We start from the raw sequence: 23,238 nt of genomic DNA on the forward strand, positions 1-23,238 counted from the left end.
GCCGTATATTTGTCGCCCGATAAACCGAATTTAAAGCATGGAAGCATTTTACCGTACACACGCTTATCTCGTAGAGCATACCAATGCCCCCGTACGCCGCGACCTAATGGACGAAATAGACTGGAATGACCGTCTTATCGGTATCAAAGGCACAAGAGGCGTAGGTAAGACTACTTTCTTGCTGCAATATGCCAAAGAGAAATTCGGCACAGACCGCTCCTGCCTCTTCATCAACATGAACAACTTCTACTTCTCCGGACATGGCATCGTGGAGTTCGCCGCCGAATTCCAGCGTCGCGGAGGAAAAGTGCTGTTGATAGACCAGGTATTCAAGTACCCGGAATGGAGCAAGGAACTGCGTATGTGCTACGACCGCTTCCCCAACCTGAAAATCGTGTTCACCGGCTCGTCCGTGATGCGCCTGAAAGAGGAGAATATGGAGTTGCGCGACATCGTGAAGAGCTACAACCTGCGCGGCTTCTCCTTCCGCGAATACCTGAACCTGCAGACGGGCATGAAGTTCCACGCCTATCCGTTGGAAGAAATCCTGAGCAACCACGAACAGATAGCCAAAGGCATCCTCTCCAAAGTACGTCCATTGGACTACATGCAGGACTATATGCACCACGGCTTCTACCCTTTCTTCCTCGAAAAGCGTAACTTCTCGGAGAATCTGCTCAAGACAATGAACATGATGGTGGAAGTAGACATCCTGCTCATCAAACAAATTGAGCTGAAATACCTTTCGAAGATAAAGAAATTACTATATTTGTTGGCCGTGGACGGGCCGAAAGCGCCGAATGTCAGCCAACTGGCAAACGACATACAGACCTCCCGTGCCACCGTGATGAATTACATCAAGTATCTGGCAGACGCACGACTCATCAATATGGTCTATCCGAAGGGAGAAGAATTCCCCAAGAAGCCGTCGAAGATAATGATGCACAATTCAAATCTGATGTATTCCATCTATCCCGTCAAGGTGGAAGAGCAAGACGTACTGGACACTTTCTTTGCCAACACAATGTGGAAGGACCACAAGGTGAACAAGGGCGACAAGAACATCTCGTTCATGGTAGATGAGGTGATGCCTTTCAAGATTTGTCCGGAAGGAACAAAGATAAAGAATAATCCGGGAGTTACTTATGTACTGCATAAGGCAGAAATAGGCCGAGGCAACCAAATACCTCTCTGGTTATTCGGTTTCTTGTATTAAGAGAGAGATTTTTTTACTTAAATAAATAATTCAATTTAGTTATGACTAAACAGAAGAAATTCATTACTTGTGATGGTAACCAGGCTGCTGCACATATCTCGTATATGTTCTCCGAAGTAGCTGCCATCTACCCCATCACCCCCTCTTCTACGATGGCTGAATACGTAGACGAATGGGCTGCCGCAGGTCGCAAGAACATCTTCGGCGAAACAGTATTGGTACAGGAAATGCAGTCAGAAGGTGGTGCTGCAGGTGCCGTCCACGGCTCTCTGCAAGCCGGTGCGCTGACTACTACTTACACAGCTTCACAAGGTCTGTTGCTGATGATCCCGAACATGTACAAGATTGCCGGTGAATTCCTGCCTTGTGTATTCCACGTATCAGCACGTACATTGGCAAGCCATGCACTGTGTATCTTCGGTGACCACCAGGACGTTATGTCTGCACGCCAGACTGGTTTTGCCATGTTGGCCGAAGGTTCTGTACAAGAAGTTATGGACTTGGCAGGTGTTGCCCACCTAGCCACCATCAAGGCCCGTGTTCCGTTTATGAACTTCTTCGACGGCTTCCGTACTTCTCACGAAATCCAGAAGATTGAAATGTTGGAGAACGAAGACCTCGCTCCGCTTATCGACCAGGAAGCTTTGGCTGAATTCCGCGCACGTGCATTGAACCCGATGAACCCGGTTGCCCGTGGTATGGCCGAAAATCCTGACCACTTCTTCCAACACCGTGAATCTTGCAACAACTACTATGAAGCAGTTCCGGCTATCGTTGAGGAATACATGAACGAGATTTCCAAAATCACAGGCCGCAAGTATGGTTTGTTCGATTACTACGGTGCAGAAGATGCAGAACGCGTTATCATCGCCATGGGTTCTGTAACGGAAGCTGCCCGCGAAGCTATCGACCACCTCGTTGCCAATGGCGAAAAGGTTGGTTTGGTTGCCGTTCACTTGTATCGTCCGTTCTCTGCCAAGCACTTCCTTGCCGCCGTTCCCAAGACTGCCAAGAAGATTGCCGTACTGGACCGTACGAAAGAACCGGGTGCTAACGGCGAACCGTTGTACCTCGACGTAAAAGACTGTTTCTACGGTGCAGAGAATGCTCCGGTTATCGTAGGCGGCCGTTATGGTTTGGGTTCCAAGGATACTACTCCTGCTCAAATCCTCGCCGTTTACAAGAATCTGGCTATGCCGATGCCGAAGAACCACTTCACTATCGGTATCGTGGACGACGTTACCTTCACTTCTCTGCCCCAGGAAGAAGAAATCGCATTGGGCGGCGAAGGTATGTTCGAAGCCAAATTTTACGGTTTGGGCGCTGACGGTACAGTAGGTGCCAACAAGAACTCCGTAAAGATTATCGGTGACAACACCGACAAGCACTGCCAGGCCTATTTCTCTTACGACTCCAAGAAATCAGGCGGTTTCACTTGCTCGCACCTGCGTTTCGGTGACACTCCTATCCGCTCTACATACCTGGTAAATACGCCTAACTTCGTGGCTTGCCACGTTCAGGCTTACCTGCACATGTACGACGTAACCCGCGGCTTGCGTAAGAACGGCTCTTTCTTGCTGAACACCATCTGGGAAGGCGAAGAGCTGGCCAAGAACCTGCCTAACAAGGTGAAGAAGTACTTTGCACAAAACAATATCACTGTTTACTATATCAATGCAACCCAGATTGCACAAGAAATCGGTTTGGGCAACCGTACCAACACCATCCTGCAATCCGCATTCTTCCGTATCACCGGCGTTATTCCGGTTGACCTGGCTGTAGAGCAGATGAAGAAGTTCATCGTTAAGTCTTACGGCAAGAAGGGTGAAGATGTTGTCAACAAGAACTATGCAGCTGTTGACCGTGGCGGCGAATACAAGCAGCTGACCGTTGACCCGGCTTGGGCCAATCTGGCAGACGACGCCAAGGCTGAAAACAACGACCCTGCATTCATCAACGAAGTGGTTCGTCCTATCAACGCACAAGACGGTGACTTATTGCCGGTATCTGCATTCAAGGGTATCGAAGACGGTACTTGGGAACAAGGTACTGCCAAATATGAGAAACGTGGTGTAGCTGCATTCGTTCCCGAATGGAACGCTGAAAACTGTATCCAGTGTAACAAGTGTGCATACGTTTGTCCTCACGCTTCCATCCGTCCGTTCGTACTCGATGCTGAAGAGCAGAAGGGTGCCAACTTCACTCAACTGAAGGCTGTAGGTAAAGCATTCGACGGTATGACATTCCGTATTCAGGTAGACGTTCTCGACTGTCTGGGTTGTGGCAACTGTGCCGATGTCTGTCCGGGTAACCCGAAGAAGGGTGGCAAGGCTCTGACTATGAAGCACCTCGAAAGCCAATTGCCGGAAGCTGCCAACTGGACTTACTGTGCTGAAAACGTGAAGAGCAAACAACACTTGGTTGACATCAAGGCCAACGTGAAGAACTCTCAGTTCGCCACTCCGTTGTTCGAGTTCTCAGGCGCTTGCTCCGGTTGCGGTGAAACTCCGTATGTGAAGCTGATTTCCCAGTTGTTCGGTGACCGCGAAATGGTAGCCAACGCAACAGGATGTTCTTCCATCTACTCCGGTTCAGTACCTTCTACTCCTTATACCAAGAACGAAAAAGGTCACGGTCCTGCTTGGGCAAACTCATTGTTCGAGGACTTCTGCGAATTCGGTCTGGGTATGGAGCTTGCCAACGAAAAGATGCGCGCACGTATCGTGAAGGCTATGGAAGATGCCATCGCAGCAGAAGGAACTCCGGCCGAATACAAAGAAGTATTCCAGGCTTGGATTGAAAACATGTACGATGCAGACAAGAGCAAGGAACTGGCTGAAAAGATTATTCCGATGGTAGAAGCTGCCAAAGACAAGTGCGACAGCTGCAAGACTATCGCCAGTCTGTCTCAATACCTGGTAAAACGCAGCCAGTGGATTATCGGTGGTGACGGTGCTTCTTACGACATCGGTTACGGTGGTCTCGACCATGTAATCGCAAGCGGTAAGGATGTCAACATCCTCGTACTGGATACTGAGGTTTACTCCAACACAGGCGGTCAGTCTTCCAAGGCTACTCCGGTAGGCGCTATCGCCAAGTTTGCCGCTGCCGGTAAGCGTGTACGCAAGAAAGACCTCGGTCTGATGGCTACTACTTACGGTTACGTATACGTTGCCCAAATCGCTATGGGTGCCGACCAGGCTCAGACTTTAAAGGCTATCCGTGAAGCAGAAGCATATCCCGGTCCGTCACTCATCATCGCTTACGCTCCGTGTATCAACCACGGTCTGAAGGCAGGTATGGGCAAGAGCCAGGCAGAGGAAGAAAAGGCCGTTAAGTGCGGTTACTGGCACTTGTGGCGTTACAACCCGGCTCTGGAGGCTGAAGGCAAGAATCCGTTCACGCTGGATAGCAAGGAACCGGATTGGAGCGGATTCCAAGACTTCCTGAAGGGTGAAGTTCGTTACGCATCCGTAATGAAGCAATATCCGCAGGAGGCCGACGAGCTGTTCAAGGCTGCTGAAGAAAACGCTAAATGGCGTTACAATAGCTACAAGCGTCTTTCCAAAGAAAATTGGGGCGCTGAAGTTACAGAGTAATTCCGATTACTAAATAAAGAATAGAGGCTGCTCCTGAATAAGGCGTAGTCTCTATTTGTTTTTAATTAACAATACTAAATATCACAGGTTATGATTGGATTTATCATTTGGATTATCGGTGTGGTTCTGTGTGTCAAAGCCGTACTTGAAATCATGAAGTGGCCGGTAGACGGCGTGAAGAAACTATTAGTTGCAATTATCATCCTGCTCACAAGCTGGATTGGAATCTGTGTTTACTACTTCTGGGGAAGGGAAAACCTGCCTCAAATACTGAAATAAGTTCCAGTATCATTTACAGAAGTAAACAGACGTGTATTAAGAACAAGGGGGATAGACAACAGCTATCCCCTTCTTTTCAGAAACTCGGTAGGACTCTCCCCAAACTGTTCCTTATAGCATTTCGTGAAATAGGAAGGTGACGAAAAGCCCACTTCATAGGCAATCTCCGCTACCGTCATGTCAGAGGAGGCAAGCAGTGAGGCAGCCTTTTTCAACCTCATCTGGCGCAGCAGCTCATTCGGCGAATAGTTGGTCAGCGATTTCAGCTTACGGTAAAGCTGCACACGGCTCATACCCATATTCCGTCCCAAATCCTCCACATTGAGTTCCGCATCTTTCATCCTCTCCTCGACAAGCGATTTGAAGCGGGAGACGAAACCCTTATCCAAATCACTGATGGCTTCCTTCTCGATAGTCTGGTTATCTCCGAAGAACTGCCTCAACTGACGGCGGTTTGCAATAAGATTACGGACACGAGACAAGAGCAACTGCGAATTGAATGGTTTGGAAATATAAGAATCGGCACCGCCATCATAGCCCTGGATACGCTGTTCGTCCAGCGAGCAGGCCGTCAGCAGAATCACCGGGATATGGCATGTCTGCAACTCCCCCTTCAAGCGGCGGCAGCATTCCACACCATCCATACCGGGCATCATTACATCGGAGATAATCACATCCGGCACATACTTCATGGCCAGCCGGATACCCTCTGTCCCGTCCGCAGCATCCAATACACGGAACTCGTTCGACAGAAGTGACTTCACATAGTTGCGAATATCCGCATTATCGTCAATTACCAGCACAGTAGGACAATCAGCCTCAACCACCTCTTCGCATGCCTTCACTTCCGTATCTATCAGGGTGGACGACACGTCCTTCTCTTCGGCAGGCAACGTCACTATGGTGGGATGGTACTGCGAAACATCCTGCTGCGGGAAAGTAACGATGAAAGTAGTGCCTTTCTCGTCACTGCGTGCCGTAATGTTACCGCCATGCATCTCTACAAAGGCACGTACCAGCGCCAGTCCGATACCGGTACCGGCTTGATGCCCGTCCACTTGATAGAAGCGCTCGAAGATGGCTTCCACATCGGTCGAAGAAATGTAGCTGCCGGAATTGAAGACGGACAGACTGTAGTTCTGTTCCGACTTTAACAACCGTACGGTGATTTTCCCGTTCTCCGGCGTATACTTCACGGCATTGGAGAAGAGATTGAAGTAAATGCGCTCCATCTTCTCCGCATCCGCCATCATCCGGAAGTCCGTATCGGGAGATGCCTCAAAGCTGAAAGCAATATGTTTCTTCAGCAACGCCATGCGGAAAGAGTCGTTCCAGCCCCGGAAGCTGTCGAGCAAATCAAAAGGTTCGAGATGGAGCTCCATGCGCCCGTTCTCCACCTTCCGGAAATCAAGTATCTGGTTGACCAGGCGAAGCAGGATATGTACATTCTTTTTCATCAGCTCGAGGAGCTGGCGCGGCTGTCCGTCGAGGGTGCGGTTGGCAAGAAGCTGCTCTATGGGATCGGCTATCAGCGTCAGCGGAGTACGGAAATCGTGTGAAATATTCGTGAAGAACACCAGCTTGGCATGCGTAGCCTCCTCCAGTTCATGGGAAAGCTGTTCCAACTGCGACTTCTGCACTTCCAACAGTTCCTTCTGCTGTATCAACTGGGTTTTCTGTTCCTCCAGTTTCTTTTTCTGCATGGACAGCTCACGGTTCAACCGGTTCTTGGCACGCAAGGAGAGGTAGACAGCCACCAACAAGCCGACCAGCAACAATAGGGCAGACAGACTGCCGTACAAGACAACCTGCTGCGTGGCATAACTGGCCAAATACTGGTTTATCTTTCCGTTCAGGGTTTCTATCTTTCCATCCAGGGTGCCGATGTGGGCGGTCTGCATCTTCATGATGAGAGCATTGTCGCGGTCGACGACGGAAGTGCCCAGGATAGTTTCACGGGGGAAATCACGCTTGTTCAGGATATCCATGGCAATCTGCATCACGCGGTCGCCACCGGTAGGATATATAAACGTGGCATCCAGTTCGCCGGCAAGCACTTTCTCCACTCCGTAGTCTTTGCCGGGCAGGGCGTCTATGCCGATAAACCGCATTTCCTTCTCCCGCCCCTTGCGGGCAGCGGCAGCATAGGCTCCGGCCGCCATACGGTCATTCTGCGCATACACCAGGTCGATATGCGGAAAGCGGCTCAGCAGGGTATCCATTTTCTCTCCGGCCTTGAGTTGCAACCAGGCACCGTCTTCAGCGGCCAGCAACCGGATACCAGGATAATCGGATATAGCCTTCACAAATCCTTGATGACGGTCTACGGCAGGTGTGGAGCCCACCAAACCTGAGATTTCCACCACATCTCCCTGCCCATGCAGCACATTGGCCACATACTCTCCCACAGCTTTCCCTATCTCGTAGTTGTCTGCACCGACGTAGGCCGTGTATTTGTCCGAAAGGATTTTACGGTCCACTACAATCACCGGAATGCCCCGGTTGTATGCCTCCTCCACAACCGGAGTTATCGGAGTGGCTTCATTAGGGGCCACAATCAGCAGATCCACCCCTTCGGCTATCAGCTCACGAATGTCTTTTGCCTGACGGTCATTATCGTCGACGGCAGTACGGATGTCCACCTCCACATCTTCGTAGAAATGGGCTTCACGGAGTATCTCACTGTTCATCTGGCGCCGCCATTCATCCTCGCTACATTGGGAAACGCCGATACGGAAACGTGCCTCGCGCCGGGAGCAGGCAACCGCCACTCCCCAAAGCACGAGCAGAAAGAATAAAATCCGAAGGTTATGCTGTCTCATCTTCACTTTCCTCTGATTTAAGATTGCAGATGAGCAAAGATAGCGAAAAATGTGAAAAGAATAAGAAAAATCTATGCCAGCCTTTCTTTCAAGGCGTCCGGCAATTCCGGCATGGCACCGCTCTGGGTACATACATAGGCAGAGACTTCCACCGCCAGTTTATGGGCATCGGGCACCTGCTTCCCGCTGAGAATGGCAGCGGTGAAGGCTGCCGTGAACGAGTCACCGGCTCCAACGGTGTCCGCCACCGGTACCTTGGGCGTCTCCTGGAAGGAAACCACTCCCGGAGTGAACACATAGCTGCCGTTCGTTCCACAAGTCAAGATAAGCATCTTCAGGTTATACTTGGCCAGCAGAATCCAGCATTTGTCCTGCAAGTCGATGCCCGGGTAGCCGAAAATACGGCTGATGGTCACCAGCTCCTCATCGTTTATCTTGAGGATGTTGCAGCGGCGCATGGATTCGCAGAGTATCTCTTTGGTATAGAACCCTTGGCGGAGATTGATGTCGAATATCTTCAGTTGTCCCTCCGCATCGGGCATCGTGTCGAGAAAGCGGTTGATGGTGATGCGGCTTGTTTCACTGCGTTGCGCCAAAGAGCCGAAACATACGGCACGCGTGTTCAGTGCCAGACGCTTCAGTTCGTCGGTAAAGGGAATGTTGTCCCAGGCCACGCCTTCTTTTATCTCATAGCACGGCACGCCCACGGCATCGAGCGTCACCTGCACCGTTCCCGTGGGGTAAGGCACGCGCTCAATCTGCGTGCGCAGCCCCTTCCGGGCGAACACATCCAGAATCTCGTCCCCATCCGCATCGGCACCTACGGCACTGACCACACGGCTGTCGAAACCAAACTGCGATGCATGGTAAGCAAAGTTTGCCGGAGCACCGCCTATCTTCTTTCCTTCGGGGAGGCAGTCCCACAGAGCCTCGCCCATACCTACTATTATCTTATTCATAATATTATATTGTTTAATGAATGATATATTTTATTCACGGCAAACTCAATGTCCTACCCGCTGCAAACCTAATAAAAAAGTTCCTAACTATAGAATGAAAAGTTGCCAATTATCTATTAAAAAGTCTCTAAGAACTAAGGATTATCTCTATCCCAAGGCTTGGGATAGACATCCGCAACCTTGGGACAGATATCCGCAGCCTTGGGATATGTATCCGCAGCTTGCGAACAAAGATTACCGCTTCATACGCAGCATATAGAAGAACAAGTACACTACCCCTACCGTCATCACAGCCACGGCACCGCTTTGTCCTACAGCATCACTTGCCAAGCCCATTGCTATCGGAAATACCGTACCGCCGAAGAGCCCCATAATCATCAAGCCGGAAACCTCGTTCTTCTTTTGTGGCATAGCAAGCAACGCTTGAGAGAAGATAACCGGAAAGATGTTCGAATTGCCGAAACCGATAAGGGCAATGCAAATGTATATCATTGTCTTTTCATGGAAAACGAACAACCCTACCATCGCCGCCAACATACATAACACGCTGATGCCGAAGAAGGTTCGGGAAGCCATCTTCTGAAGAATGAAGGCTCCGAGAAAGCAACCCGCCGTGCGGAAGATGAAGTAAAGGCTGGTGGCAAAGCCGGCATCGGCCAGCGTCATGCCCAGACGCTCCATCAGGATTTTGGGCGCTGTAGTATTCGTACCTACATCAATGCCCACATGGCACATGATGCCCAAGAAGCAGAGAAAGATAAACGGCTTGCCCAGCAGGGCGAGGCACTCCCCGAAGGTGGAAGGGCGTCCCTCTTCCTTTTCCTCGCGGATGGAAGTACCGCTCAGCCAGAGAATGGCAATCACCGCAATGACCATATAGACCGGGAACAGCACCCTCCAGCCCATGCCCAGAGACGGAATGGCCTGCGTAGCTCCCCACATGGCAATGTATGGAGCTAGAAACGAAGCAATGGCTTTTACAAACTGTCCAAAGGTGAGCGAACTTGCCAGCCGCTCGCCGCTTACGATGTTGGAAAGCAGCGGGTTGAGCGACGTTTGCATCAGCGCATTACCGATGCCCAGCAATGAGAACGAGAGCAGCATCAGCACGTAACCGTCTCCGAAAACCGGGAGAAGCAAAGAGGCAAACGTGATGACAAGACTGAGAAGCACCGTCTTCTTACGTCCGATGCGGTTCATCAGCATACCCGTAGGTACGGAGAAGATAAGGAACCAGAAGAACACCAGAGACGGGAATATGTTGGCTTGCGAGTCGGTCAGGTTCAAGTCGGCCTTCACGTAGTTGGAGGCGATGCCCACCAAATCTACAAAGCCCATGGCGAAGAAGCAAAGCATGACCGGAAAGAGCTTTGCCAAAGAAGAATTCTTAGTATTTTCCATGCTGAAGATTATTATCTGTTATTTTAATCCAAGTTTGTACACAATAAACGAGGTGACATTGCAGCTTCCACCTTTAGCATAGAAACTGATGCGGTTGTAAGGTTCCGACGGGAATACAAGATTTGTCATGGCAAAACGTCCGTCGTTGCCAAACGCTTCAATGCTCGACTTGTCTACGAACAAGCGGAGTTTCATTTCATTGCCACCCTCGACAGGAGCCACGGTCACTGCAGGGAAGTCCTTGCTGAACGACACCTCACCACTCTTGATACGGTCCATGGTGAACGTCTTTTCCGCCAGGTTATAGTACATCTCCACCTCCTCGCCTTTCGAGTTAAAGAGCTGGAATCCTATCACATCCGCATCCTTGTTCTTGATGGTCATTTCGATTTCATACGTTCCGGAATTGTCATTCAGCAGTTTGTCCAGATTATACGTGCGGTCTACCTTGAAAGCACGCTTCTTGCTGCCTTTATCCCTCAGTTTCAGCAATTCGGGAGACGGGGTTACCTTTACATAGGTTTCACCCTCCGAGGTATAGAGCGAAAGGTCGCGCGGCACGGAGTTGGCACTACGGTATTGGCGGGTGGGCACATCGTTGGCATATTGCCAGTTGCTCATCCATGCCAATGCAATGGCACGTCCTGCAGGAGCATTGCTCCAAGTGACAGTTGCATAATGGTCTTTTCCCCAGTCCATCCATTTCGTCACTGCGGGAGACTCGTTCACGAATCTCTTTCCGTCAAATGTCCCCACGAAATATTGTGTGGCAGAGCCACCGAACGGTCCACCCGGATTGAGGTTACAGACGAGTACCCACTTCTTCAGTTCCGTACCTTCAACCGGCAGTTCAAGCAGGTCGGGACACTCCCAGACTCCGCCGTGAGCACCTTGTCCTTCACCGAATTTGCTCTCCAGCGTCCAGCTCTTCAGGTCGGCAGAAGAGTATATTTCCATTTCCTGCCCTACGGCAAGAACCATGATCCATTTCTTGGTATCTTCGTGCCAGATGACTTTAGGGTCACGGAAGTCGCGCTGCGTGGAAGTCAGGATGGGATTTCGCGCATACTTCTTGAAGGTTTTTCCGTTGTCAAGGCTATAGGCCATGCTCTGCACTTGACGGTCGCTTGCCGATGTATAGAAGGCAATGACGGCACCGGCACCGAACCCGGCCGTATTATCCTTGTCGACAACACAAGAGCCACTGAAAATTGTTCCCAACGCATCGGGCGAAATGGCATCTCCGTGATGCTCCCAAGTGACGAGGTCCGTACTGGTGGCATGTCCCCAATGCATGTTCCCCCACATGGAGCCGTAGGGATTATGCTGGTAGAACAAATGGTAGACCCCGTCTTTGTAGAACATTCCGTTAGGATCATTCATCCAACCGTAAGCCGGGCTGAAATGATACACCGGACGGTACTTCTCCCGGTTCGAAACATCGAATTCATCCGACAGTTTCATTTCTTCCCAGCATAAGGCCGAATCCGGAATAAGCTGGAAGTTGAAAGAGAGATGTTTATTATCGAAGCCGGTCAAATCGACCGGAACAAAATAGTCAACCTTATTGACTGCCAATCGCACGTTCATACTGCGTACAACATCATTGTCCGCTATCATATACAATTTTGCCTCCGGAGAAGCCTCTTCCACCGGCAGCAGCAAAAACTTCTTCTGCTCGTCAATTTGGACGATACTCTGTCCGTCACCCAGATGTTTAATCACGAAAGGAGGATTTATGGCCTGGCATGTGAAGACAGCCACGGTAGTTCCTAATATAAATACGGTAAGCGTCCTTCTGATTGTCCGCCAAAAGTCTTTTAAATGAATCATGTTTCTGTTGGTATTAAATTAATTATGTTTTTCTACCATGCAAAGATACGCCACCAAGCAGCAGGAGGCTATCTTTTTTGTTTCAAAGCATACTACAAATGTTACATTCAGTCTAAAATAATACAAATTAAATTCCTCATCTCCATATTGATTTAAGCATCCAGGCATCCAACTCCATCTTCGTCCCCTTCTTCTGCGCAAAAAGTTCGATACCGGTTTGAGCCTCGCCCGGATAGGTTAATAATGTGAATACATCCTTCCCGTCATTGGCAAAGATTTCAATACTCGATTTGTCTACAAATATATGCAAATGTATCTTATTATCTACCGGTTCCACCCTGGCATATGCCATACGGCTGAATTTAGGAATCTGCACATCGGAGCAATGGGTACGGTCAATCACCAGATTATGTGAATCCGTATCATAGCTGACCACCACTTTGCGCCCTTCACCCACACACAAATTCAAGCCAAAGGTGTTGGATACGTCAGTAGAAAACGAAGCATCGAGTTCGTAGACATTCTCATCGGGAACAAAGCCGGGTAACCTCTGTGTCCCCACCGATAAAGCACGTTTCACCGATGCAGGCTTATAGCGAAGTGTTTGCAACTGTTCCACCGGCTTCTGTACCAGCCTCACACCTTCCTTGTATGTCTTCAGTTCCAGGTTGCGGGGAATGGACCAAAAGCCCTTCCCATACTTCGATGGAGCTACCGGTGCATAGTCCCAGGTTGCAACCCAGCCCATCGAAATTTTGGAATCCAACGTTCCGTCAAAATCCTGAAATGTGCGGGATGCATAAAAGTCCAGCCCTTTGTCCACATATAGAGGCTCTGCAGGATGGTTCTCCATCAGCTTAAAAGAAGTGCCGTCGAAGTCTCCTATAAAGTATTGTTCTTGCGCCCAGTTTACAGATACGACCATCACCCACCTTTTCTTGTCAGAATCCCCGTCAACCGGCAACTGGAATAAATCCGGGCACTCCCAAGACTTTTCACTGTCACCGGCAGGGCCGAAATCACTGGTCCAAGTCCAGCTCTTCAAATCAGGAGAGGTATAAAACTTTATTTTCTTCTCCAGGGCCTTGGCTACAACCATCACCCATTTTTGGGTCGGCTCGTGCCAGAAGACGGTAGGGTCCCTGAATTCCGTACTCCAAAGGTCCAGAACCGGGTTACCTTCATAATAATGAAATGTCTTTCCGTCATGACTGAAAGAGATGCCCTGCGCCTGTTTCTTGGAGTCCTTCTCAAAAACGGTGTAAGCCGCCACATAAGCCCCCTTGCCGAAGCCGGCCGTGTTGTTCTTGTCTATGACCGCAGAACCGGTGAAGTAACTGATATTGTCATCCGCTCCGGTCATGGCATAAGGGGTTATCTGCTGGTAATGTACCAAATCTGTAGATTCGACTTTGCCCCACCAGTACATATGATATTTACCCTGATAGTACATGAATCCCGAGGGGTCACCAATCCATCCCTTCTCCGGACTGAAATGATACTGAGGACGATAAGGCTCTTTGTATAAACTGTCTGAATTCATTTGTGCACCAGCAGACAATGTTCCTGCCAATAAAAGTGCACCCAATATAGCTGGTATCTTCATTTTCTGTATTTTCATTAAAAGTTCATCTTTACCTTTGCATCTTTCAGTTTCCAAACTTCGGCAGCAACTTCCGTTGTTTTTCCATTAGAGAATAGCTCCAATAGCGTACTATTTTCTTTCAAAGGGAAGATTCTTGTAGTGAACGCATCTTCGTTATTAATAAATCCTTCCACTACAGAACCGTCAATAAACAAACGAATCTCCACCGGTTTAGCAGTATCCAACCGATAATGATCCTTACGAATCTTCAAAGGAATGTGTGCACGCAAGGAAGAATGCGTCTGGTCCACAATAAGTTCCTCCTTCTCCACATCATAATAAATCAGGCTATATTCGCTATTATCCGGATTCTTACACAATGTAAATCCAAACCGTTTTGCGTCACCGGGATAAAAAGTCGCCTTGACTTCAAGCTGATGTTCCCTTCTGCTCACAATGCACGGTTTCGCAGCAGTCAATGCCTTTCTGGAATAAACCGTCGGTTGTTCACGCAATTGTTTCATCACGGGATGGGGTGTTTGGCATAGTTTCCCATCTTTCAGCTGCCATCTTCTGGGCATACTGTAGAGATGTGCCCATCCTTGTTCATAAGTGGCCTCCCCTCCTATTTCATCGGGTATAATGGCAATGGCAGCAACATCCCCTTCCGGAGTCTCAACAACAGAGGGGGACAGCAAGCGGTTGATGACCTCCAGATTTTGAGGGACTGGGTTGTCCGGTATAAACTTTTCATTCTTGAAATCTCCTATCCAATACTGGCAACGCGCAGGTATGCCTTTATGAGGAACCCTATTCACCAAAAGAACATACTTGCCGCCCATCTTCTTAAAGACCGGCATTTCCCAGAAAATACCGGAGTCATCCACTTCCGGATTGCCCTCAAACAGCAAATGTACAAAATCCCATCTCTTCAAGTCCGCCGATTTATAAAGCAGCAAAGCCCCGTGGGGTGTATCGGTCTGCTCAATGCCGAAACCGATAATCATATACCAGACATCACCCTCTTTCCAGACATACTGGTCACGCATGTCCGTACGGGTATATCCGGCAGGCTTCTCGGCAATAACCGGATTACCCGCATATTTCTCCCATTCTATCAACGCAGTATCTTTTGGAAAAGCAATACCCACTCCCATCTTGTCTCCACCGGCTGTGTATATCAGCTGGGGGATACCGTCATCATTGATAACAGCATGCCCGGACCATATTCCATTCTTGTCATAAGCAGCATCAGGAGTCAAAGCCGGCTTTTCCTCCGTCCAATGAAGCATATCGGGACTGCTGAAATGTCCCCAATTTATCTGTCCCAGGAAGATTGCAGAAGCATTCTTCTGATTGAATATATGATATTTACCTTTATAAAGAAGTAAACCATGCGTCTCATTCGTCCAGTTGGCAGCCGGCAACAGATGATAGCGGGGACGGTTGAAGTCCTTCGCAAAACGGGTTTCCGGAATAGCCAAAACCGAAGTCTTCTTCAATCCTAAGGCAATCTCGTCTCTCCATGCAGACGAATCATCGGAAAAGGGAGTGAGGCTTATCCCGTCAATCAACCCGTTTATAGCCGTAACATCGTACATCCAAACCTTCTTTTCCCTGAAATCCTTACCTACCCGAAGTATCATTTCACCATCTTGCAAGTTCCGGGGCCATACCTCTGCACTCATCCTCTGCCCATTCAGGCAAACCGATTCATTACTTAAATCAAGGACCACATGCAGCCACTTGAAACGGTCGACTTTTGTCTTTAATGAACAGTAAGAGTATGAGCCATTCTGCCCCATTCCCAACAGCAACTCACCATAACGGTCTACACATACCGCTACAGATGTTCCTGCCATGTCTCTGATTCCCATAAAGGCAGCAGTATCCGTCGGATAAGATTCCAGAGCAAACCATCCGGACAACGACGAAACATCTCCTTCCGTGGTTGTATCCATCCAAGTGGAATACCCGTCTGTACGAAGGGCTTTACCTTCGACTCCGGTAACAAATTCCGGTATTTCCTTTATAGTGTACAAATTCAACAATGACTTGCCGTCACTGGAAAGTAAGGGGTCCTGCCCGTCAAACGACCATGTTTTTTGAGCAAAAGCTGCATTCAAAGAAAGCAATAGACAGCCCAATATAGAATAGGCAAAGTGTTTCATAATAAAAGATTGTTTAAAGGAAGAGGGGGAAACAAACGTTTCCCCTCCCTTGCGTTTTCATTTCAAAATATAATTAGTTGAACGGAGCATAACCGGGATTCTGTACATACTTGCCTCCAGAAAATCCGTATTGATTGTTCGGAACCGGATAATACTCATCCTTTCCACCCGTAAAGTGCGCATTGGCATAATAAATGCGATTGTCTGACTCCGCGGTAATGTACTTGTTCATGGTTGTTTCCACTATGCCCCAACGGACCAGGTCGAAGAAACGTTCACCTTCCAAAGCCTTCTCCAGACGTGTTTCCCAACGGAGGGCCTGACGGGCATAATCCTGATTCCAGACATCAGCAGGATAAGGATTGACAAGGTAGTTGGCCGCATATTTGGAATGGTCGTTGAAATCCTTTACATAGGCGCTGTTCCGGGCACGATTGCGTATCTGATTAATCAAATCACGGGCAGTTTCGAGTCCATCGCCTTCATTGAGTTCAATAAGAGCCTCAGCTTTCCAAAGAAGAATATCTGCGTAACGTATAATCTGCCAGTTCAACTGTGAAGCCCCCCAAGGCCAGCCATTAAACATATCACTACTTTCCGGAGAAACCCAGAAGCGCTTCGCGCAATTATAGCCATAAGTTTCCTTATCACGCACCCATCCCTCACATGGCTTGTCTGGGTAAGTTTTCCAAGTTATAGTAGGACGGCCCACAACAAAATCGAGACGCGGGTCTACATTGGGAGTCGTGTTTTGTAAAGTATAAACCCCATTGTTCAATACCGCCCAACAATAATCAGACTTTGACTGATAATTAAAATCGGGCAGACCGTTTGCATCTGTCTGATAAGCATTAATCAGGTCTTGGCTGGGCAGGAAGAAACCGTCACCTCCGTAAGGGCTGCCTCCACCCGGAGAATTCAACAGATTGCTCCAGTTGATGCGGCCGGCACTTTCGGTACCGTCATTCATGGAATATTGAATGGCAAAAACAGACTCTTTACCGTTTTCATTAGCTACTAAATCCAATCCCTGGAAATCGTCAAGCAAACCGTAACGGTTGCTGGCAGTCACTTGGTCGCAAAGCGAAACGACTTCCCTCAGCAGCTCTTTATTGATGGAAGTTACGGCATGCGTAGTCTCATCTTGCTGATACGCTTGGTACAGCTTGATTTTAGCCGCATAGGCCAGTGCTATGTATTTATGAATACGCCCTACCTCCGACTGTGATGCAGGAAGCAGTTCGGCGGCATCAAGCATCTCCTTGGCCAGCATACTCAGAATCTCGTCACGGGTAAACTCATTGTTCGGAATATCCGGATATTGGGAAATCTCAACGTTCTCATCAAAATAAGGTATCTTGTTGAAAAGGCGGCTCAATTCAAAGTAATAATGGGCACGAAGCACTTTCATCTCCGCAATACGGGATACACGTCCGTTCACCTGCTCATCTGTTGCAGCATTCAGAACGCGCAATGCAGAGTTACAACGCTGTACACTGCAATATAGATGGTACCACTTGCTGTCCAGAAATCCATTGGTTGCATCCATATCAAATGTCTCCATACGGTGCACTTCATTAAGGTCACCAACACCACCACCGCCTTTATAGGCATTATCCGAACGTACCTCACCATAGGTCCAATTGGAAGTAGGATGACACCATACACTCCAGCTCTGTCCTTCGGGACCACCCAAAGCTGCATACGCGGCATTCACCAAAAGGTCGGCACCTTCTGTAGAAGTCATAATATCTTCATTCAAGCTACCCTGGGGCTTCAAATCCAGGAAACGGTCTTCATTACAGCTTGCAGTCATCAGCGCTACTACGCCAAGCATATATAAATGTTTCAATTTCATGATAGTATAGTTTTAAAGTTTAGAAACCAAATGATAATCCCAAAGAGAACGTACGGGGCAACGGATAAGGATAACCCAGACCTTCAGGGTCGGCACCTGTATAACCGGTAATCGTAAACAAATTCTGAGCCTGGAAATAAATGCGCGCATGACGCATCTTCATCTTGTCGAGAACTGCTTTAGGAAGCGTGTAACCCAATGTCAGACTTTTCAGCTTGATATACGAACCATTTTCAATATAGAACTCAGATACTTCGTGCTCATTGTTGCTGTTAAGAGTGGTCAAAGCAGGTACACTGCTATTGTAAGCACCCGTCTTTTCAAAGTTCTCGTAAGCATGCATGGCATCGAGCAGGCGGGTAGAGTGATTACCGGTCCAGCATTGGAATAAATCCGTATAATATTTGGAGTTGTTATAGGCATCACGAATCATACCGTTGAAGAACATGCTGAGGTCAAAGCCTTTCCAAGATGCCCCAAGATTCAGACCTGCAATCACTTTCGGATTGTCAGAACCCAACCATACACGGTCGTTCGTATCAATCGTACCGTTACCATCAGCATCCACGTATTTGATACGTCCTACTCCGGGAGCGCCAAACTGTACATTATATTTGGATTTATACTCATCCACCTCCTGCTGGGTACGGAACACTCCATCTGTCTTGAAGCCCATCCATGAACCGAACGGTTGGCCAACCAAAGTCTTGTCAACCCCATTACCGCCACCATAAGTATAGTAAATTTCTTCCGTCAGCTCTGTCACTTCATTTTTGTAATATGAAAGGTTGAATGCTACATTATACTGGAAATCCTTTACCTTATCATTCCAGGTCAGTGCCATCTCGAAACCTTTATTGTTCATCGTACCACCATTATACCAGCAGTAACCACCCTCGCCAATGACAGCGATATACGGTTTCTCCACAAGCATATCACTTGTCTTCTTATCAAAATAATCGAGAGAAGCACTCAGACGTCCGTTCAGGAAAGCGGCGTCCACACCGATATTGAGCTGTCTTGTACTCTCCCACTTCAAATCGGGATTGGTAGACCTCACTTTGTAACCACCGGGAGCCAAAGTCGTTCCATCACCGTTCATGTTGTAGCTTGCATCCTTCAGACTAATCAAGTATTTTGTATAGGGAGCCTCATTATCAATAATATCGTTACCATTGACACCCCATGAAGCACGTAGTTTCAAATCAGCCAACCAATCCCTGGTCGCTTCCATAAACTTCTCACTTGAAATGCGCCAGCCTGCCGACACTGAAGGGAAGTAATCCACATTATTACCCTTTGCCAAGCGGGAAGAAGCATCACGGCGCACCGTAACAGAGGCCAAATACCGTCCTTCATAATCATAGTTCACTTTACCAAAGTAAGACACCATGCCATAATTGGAAGCACCGGCACCTACATTCTTACCGGCAGTCACACCGTCGAGATAAATATAATCTTCATCTTCTACAGCCAGTCCCGTACCATAACCGAACATGGATTCCGAATGGTTCTTCTTGGCTTCTGTACCAAGAAGTGCAGTCAGATTGTTCTTTCCAAAAGCTTTGCTATAAGTCACGGTATTGGTCCATACCCAATCCAGTCTTTTGTTGGATGATTGAGTCAGCTTATTGACCTCATCGCGTGCCCATGCCGGCTCAAAAGTTTTGTTGGTTTCATCATAATAATTCATACCGAAATTGGTTTTCAGCACCAGGTTCTTAATCGGTTCAATTTCAAGGAATGCATTACCAAAGACACGCCAGTAATCATGTTTGTTCTGTTTTTCATTCTCCAACAAACGTGCCATATTGGGGGCATCACCCAAAACATCATTGATGGCATCGTTATAATTGCCATTCTCATCATAAACCGTCTTGGCAGGATGCTGTTTGATGGCATTCTCATCTACACCGGCCGGACTGAGGGTCTGTGTCCAACGATTGATGGCAACGTTCTCGCCGATGCGCAAGCGATTGTCAAGATAATGATAGTTAGAACTGATGCGGGTATTGATACGCTGGAAATTCGTATTCTCTACCAGACCGTCATGGTCGAGATAGTTCAACGCTAACGAGAAGGCACCATTGTCAGAGCCCTTTGAAAGTGTCGCACTATAATTCTGCATCAAGGCAGTGCGATAAACCACATCGCGCCAATCCGTATCAACGGCATGTACTTTAGCTCCATTCAGGCCGATATAGTCTTGAAGTTGGGGAGTTGCACCATTACCATATATTTCGCTGCTTGGCGTAGCTCCATTATTGGCATACTTATAAGCCGACCAATAAACCTGGCCCCACTCATCTGCATTCAACATATCAAAGCCACATTGATAGGTCTGCAAAGTCAACGACATATCAAAATCCACACGGGTCTCCCCTTTCTTGGCACGTTTGGTAGTAATGATAATCACACCATTGGCAGCCTGTGCACCATAAATAGAAGCGGAAGCGGCATCCTTCAATACCTGAATGGATTCTACATCATTGGAAGAAAGGATAGACGAGATGTTCTCACGGGTCATCACACCGTCAATGACATAAAGCGGGGAATTGGCATCATTTCGGAAAGATGACTTACCACGGACCAATGTAGAAGTATTTCCACCGCCCGGTGTGCCGTCAGTCGTAATGTTCATACCGGCAACACGTCCCTGCAAGCTCGACAACACATTTCCCGTAGGAATATCTGCTACATCCTTCATCTTGACCACAGCCACCGAACCAGTCAAACTGGCCTTCTTCTCGGACATATAGCCGGTCACTACTACTTCATCAATCAACTGGGAATCTTCCGTCAACTCAATGCGTAAAGTGGGCTGTGCCTTTACTGTAACGGCTTTATATCCTATATAGGATACAGACAATGTGGCACCGGAAGCTACAGACAGAGTGAAATTTCCGTCAATATCCGTAATTGTTCCATTACTGTTGGAACCTACTTCCATGACAGAAGCACCGATAATGGATTCACCACTCGATTTTTCAACGACAGTACCTTTTACCTGGACTTGCTGGGCAAAGGAATAGATGCCCGCAAAGAGAAGCACAATTAGTGTGCAAAGCCTGAGACTAATGCTTTTCAACATATCTATTAATTTAAAGTTAATAATAAACCAATTCTGCAATTGAGTTTTGTGTCAGCAAAATTAAGCGAAACCAGGATTTGCACCTATAACAAATGTTACGAAAGGTGGTATTTTTGATACATCCCCTTTCTAAAGGTATTCTACGCGTGTTTTTTGCTAAATAAACTTTAGCTTTAGCAGCAAATTAATAGAAAAGAATGAAAACAATATGGGAGCAGATGCTAATTGCACCAGCTCTCATAGTATACTCTCTCAGAATCAAAAACGAAAAGCAAAATGTTCCGCACACCGGTATCCTTCTTCATAAAGCTCCGTCAGCTTCTTGATGTCACGCTCGATGCGGTCTACCACTACCGGCTTCTGTGGACGGATCACAACGATTTCCCCGGCGGCTTCCATCCGTTCCACCTGCTCCAACTGTTGATTATAGACAATGCTGCGGCGGTTGATGGCTTCACGCAATAGCGGATATTTCTTATATATAAAAGGTGGAACCTTCGTTCCCTGAATTTCCTTACGGTACCCATGATTGCGCGTCAACACCACCACATTATTGGTAAATCCATCCTGACGGGCACGCATCAAAGGGATACTGTCCACAATACCTCCATCCAGCATCGGGATGTTGTCCACGTAGGTAATGGGACAGACAAACGGCAGACTGCTCGAAGCACGCACAATATCAATGACGCGCTCTTTACTCCGCTTCTCCTCAAAATAGTTCGCTTCGCCCGTCTCGCAGTTGGTAGTTACCATCACATAACGTTCGGGACAATGAAAGTATGCCTCGTAGTCGTAGGGAAGTATGTGTTCCGGAAACTCCTGGAACAACAAGTCGAAATCCATGATATTCCGCTTCTTCAACAGATACTTCAATCCGATGTAATTGTATTTTTCCAGCAAGTCGATATTGCTGTACTTGGCACGCCCGCGCTGACCGGACATATAAGAAAGTCCGTTGCAGGCTCCGGCACTGACGCCGATGGTATAGGGAAAGCGAATGCCACGATCCATAAAGCTGTCGAGCACACCGCAAGTGAAGACGCCGCGCATACCGCCGCCCTCCAAAACAAGACCGCTATGGTCGTCGATACGTATTATTTTCTCCATAAGTGTCAGAATTAACGCTTCAAAGATAGCTTTTGTTTACGATATTCTGCCTATATTTGCAGTTGCAACTATAAATCTATAACATTTTAATTATGATGAAGAAATCAATACTGATGGCTGCATTGGGTTTATTAAGTTTAAACACAATAGCACAAGACACTCCGAAAGAGGAAGGTTTCATTTTTACAACCGTAAAAGAAAATCCTATCACTTCTGTTAAGAACCAAAACCGTGCCGGTACATGCTGGTGCTATTCCGGACTGGCATTCATCGAATCCGAACTGCTCCGCATGGGCAAAGGCGAATACGACTTTTCTGAAATGTTTATCGTACACAACACCTATCTGGACCGTGCCAACAAGGCAGTGCGTACACATGGTGACGTTTCGTTCTCACAAGGCGGTTCGTTCTACGATGTAATTTATGGTATGAAAACTTTCGGTCTGGTGCCCGAAGAGGAAATGCGTCCGGGCGTTATGTATGGCGACACGCTGAGCAACCACACCGAATTGACAGCCGTATCTGATGCCGTAGTGGCAGCCATTGCCAAGGGAAGACACCGCAGCCTGCAAGCAGACAAGGAAAATAACCCGCTTTGGAAGAAGGCCATCACTGCCATCCACGACATCTATCTGGGCGAACGTCCCGAGAAGTTCACCTACAAAGGCAAGGAATATACTCCGAAGTCTTTCTATGAATCTACCGGACTGAATGCAGATGACTATATCTCACTGACTTCCTATACCCACCATCCCTTCTACCAGCCGTTCGTCCTGGAAATACAAGACAACTGGCGTTGGGCTTCTTCCTACAACTTGCCTATTGACGAGTTGATGGAAGTGTTTGACAACGCTATCAATAAGGGTTACACCATTGCATGGGGTAGTGACGTAAGCGAACAAGGCTTCACACGCGACGGTATAGCCGTAATGCCCGATGCAGAAAAGGTGCAAGAACTGAGCGGTTCGGACATGGCACACTGGCTGAAAATGAAACCCGAAGAAAAGAAACTGAACAGCAAGCCTCAACCGCAGAAGTGGTGCACACAAGAAGAGCGCCAGCTGGCATACGACAACTGGGAAACTACTGACGACCACGGTATGCTGATTTACGGTATAGCCAAAGACCAGGAAGGCAACGAATACTATATGGTAAAGAACTCTTGGGGTGAAGCCGGAAAGTACAAAGGACTGTGGTATGCTTCCAAAGCTTTCGTGCGCTATAAAACAATGAACATCATTGTGCACAAGGATGCACTGCCTAAGGATATTGCCAAGAAACTGGGTATTAAATAAATAAAAGAAGGAGATGCAG

The 23,238-nt window shown here is 48.0% G+C and carries 13 protein-coding genes; 4 read left to right on the forward strand and 9 right to left on the reverse strand.

The window, feature by feature from the left end:
* Positions 1–37: 37 nt before the first annotated feature.
* The 3 genes from ABUA47_RS09620 (at position 38) to ABUA47_RS09630 (ending at position 5,094) form a co-directional block, all read left to right on the forward strand.
* Positions 38–1,216, forward strand: coding sequence for an ATP-binding protein (locus ABUA47_RS09620; protein ID WP_005826292.1), 1,179 nt, complete (start codon positions 38–40; stop codon positions 1,214–1,216).
* Positions 1,217–1,257: 41 nt separating this feature from the next.
* The gene (gene nifJ / locus ABUA47_RS09625) at positions 1,258–4,815 is read left to right on the forward strand and encodes a pyruvate:ferredoxin (flavodoxin) oxidoreductase (protein WP_005826291.1); all 3,558 of its coding nucleotides are present in this window, start codon (positions 1,258–1,260) and stop codon (positions 4,813–4,815) included.
* A 90-nt stretch (positions 4,816–4,905) separates the two neighbouring features.
* Positions 4,906–5,094, forward strand: coding sequence for a hypothetical protein (locus ABUA47_RS09630; RefSeq protein WP_005826290.1), 189 nt, complete (start codon positions 4,906–4,908; stop codon positions 5,092–5,094).
* 62 nt (positions 5,095–5,156) lie between these two features.
* Here the strand turns inward: ABUA47_RS09630 and ABUA47_RS09635 are convergent, their stop codons facing one another.
* From ABUA47_RS09635 to ABUA47_RS09675, 9 genes are all read right to left on the reverse strand, one after another.
* Positions 5,157–7,916 (reverse strand): substrate-binding domain-containing protein, encoded by a 2,760-nt coding sequence (locus ABUA47_RS09635; protein WP_057089266.1) that lies wholly within the window; start codon positions 7,914–7,916, stop codon positions 5,157–5,159.
* Between the two features lie 71 nt (positions 7,917–7,987).
* Entirely contained in the window at positions 7,988–8,875 is an 888-nt protein-coding gene (locus ABUA47_RS09640) for a carbohydrate kinase family protein (RefSeq protein WP_005835617.1), read from the reverse strand.
* A 234-nt stretch (positions 8,876–9,109) separates the two neighbouring features.
* Positions 9,110–10,276: an MFS transporter gene (locus ABUA47_RS09645; protein WP_117963507.1), complete on the reverse strand. Its 1,167-nt coding sequence runs from the start codon at positions 10,274–10,276 to the stop codon at positions 9,110–9,112.
* A gap of 18 nt (positions 10,277–10,294) precedes the next feature.
* Complete coding sequence (locus ABUA47_RS09650) at positions 10,295–12,109, reverse strand: GH32 C-terminal domain-containing protein (RefSeq protein WP_005835611.1); 1,815 nt, start codon at positions 12,107–12,109, stop codon at positions 10,295–10,297.
* A 136-nt stretch (positions 12,110–12,245) separates the two neighbouring features.
* The gene (locus tag ABUA47_RS09655) at positions 12,246–13,730 is read right to left on the reverse strand and encodes a glycoside hydrolase family 32 protein (protein WP_035449597.1); all 1,485 of its coding nucleotides are present in this window, start codon (positions 13,728–13,730) and stop codon (positions 12,246–12,248) included.
* Entirely contained in the window at positions 13,730–15,865 is a 2,136-nt protein-coding gene (locus ABUA47_RS09660; RefSeq protein ID WP_035449599.1) for a glycoside hydrolase family 32 protein, read from the reverse strand. Before ABUA47_RS09660 ends, ABUA47_RS09655 begins: the two co-directional genes overlap by 1 nt.
* 73 nt (positions 15,866–15,938) lie before the next feature.
* The gene (locus ABUA47_RS09665; RefSeq protein WP_349831566.1) at positions 15,939–17,723 is read right to left on the reverse strand and encodes a RagB/SusD family nutrient uptake outer membrane protein; all 1,785 of its coding nucleotides are present in this window, start codon (positions 17,721–17,723) and stop codon (positions 15,939–15,941) included.
* 19 nt (positions 17,724–17,742) lie between these two features.
* A complete protein-coding gene (locus tag ABUA47_RS09670) occupies positions 17,743–20,814 on the reverse strand; it encodes a SusC/RagA family TonB-linked outer membrane protein (protein WP_035449601.1) in 3,072 nt (1,023 codons plus the stop codon).
* A gap of 258 nt (positions 20,815–21,072) precedes the next feature.
* Positions 21,073–21,924: a patatin family protein gene (locus ABUA47_RS09675; protein ID WP_005835603.1), complete on the reverse strand. Its 852-nt coding sequence runs from the start codon at positions 21,922–21,924 to the stop codon at positions 21,073–21,075.
* Between the two features lie 95 nt (positions 21,925–22,019).
* Here ABUA47_RS09675 and ABUA47_RS09680 point away from each other — a divergent pair, with 95 nt between their 5' ends.
* Positions 22,020–23,219: an aminopeptidase C gene (locus ABUA47_RS09680; protein WP_035449674.1), complete on the forward strand. Its 1,200-nt coding sequence runs from the start codon at positions 22,020–22,022 to the stop codon at positions 23,217–23,219.
* Positions 23,220–23,238 lie beyond the last annotated feature (19 nt).

This window comes from Bacteroides sp. RTP31139st1_H2_RTP31139_211217 (genome assembly GCF_040227615.1).
GTDB classification, from domain to species: Bacteria; Bacteroidota; Bacteroidia; order Bacteroidales; family Bacteroidaceae; genus Bacteroides; species Bacteroides uniformis.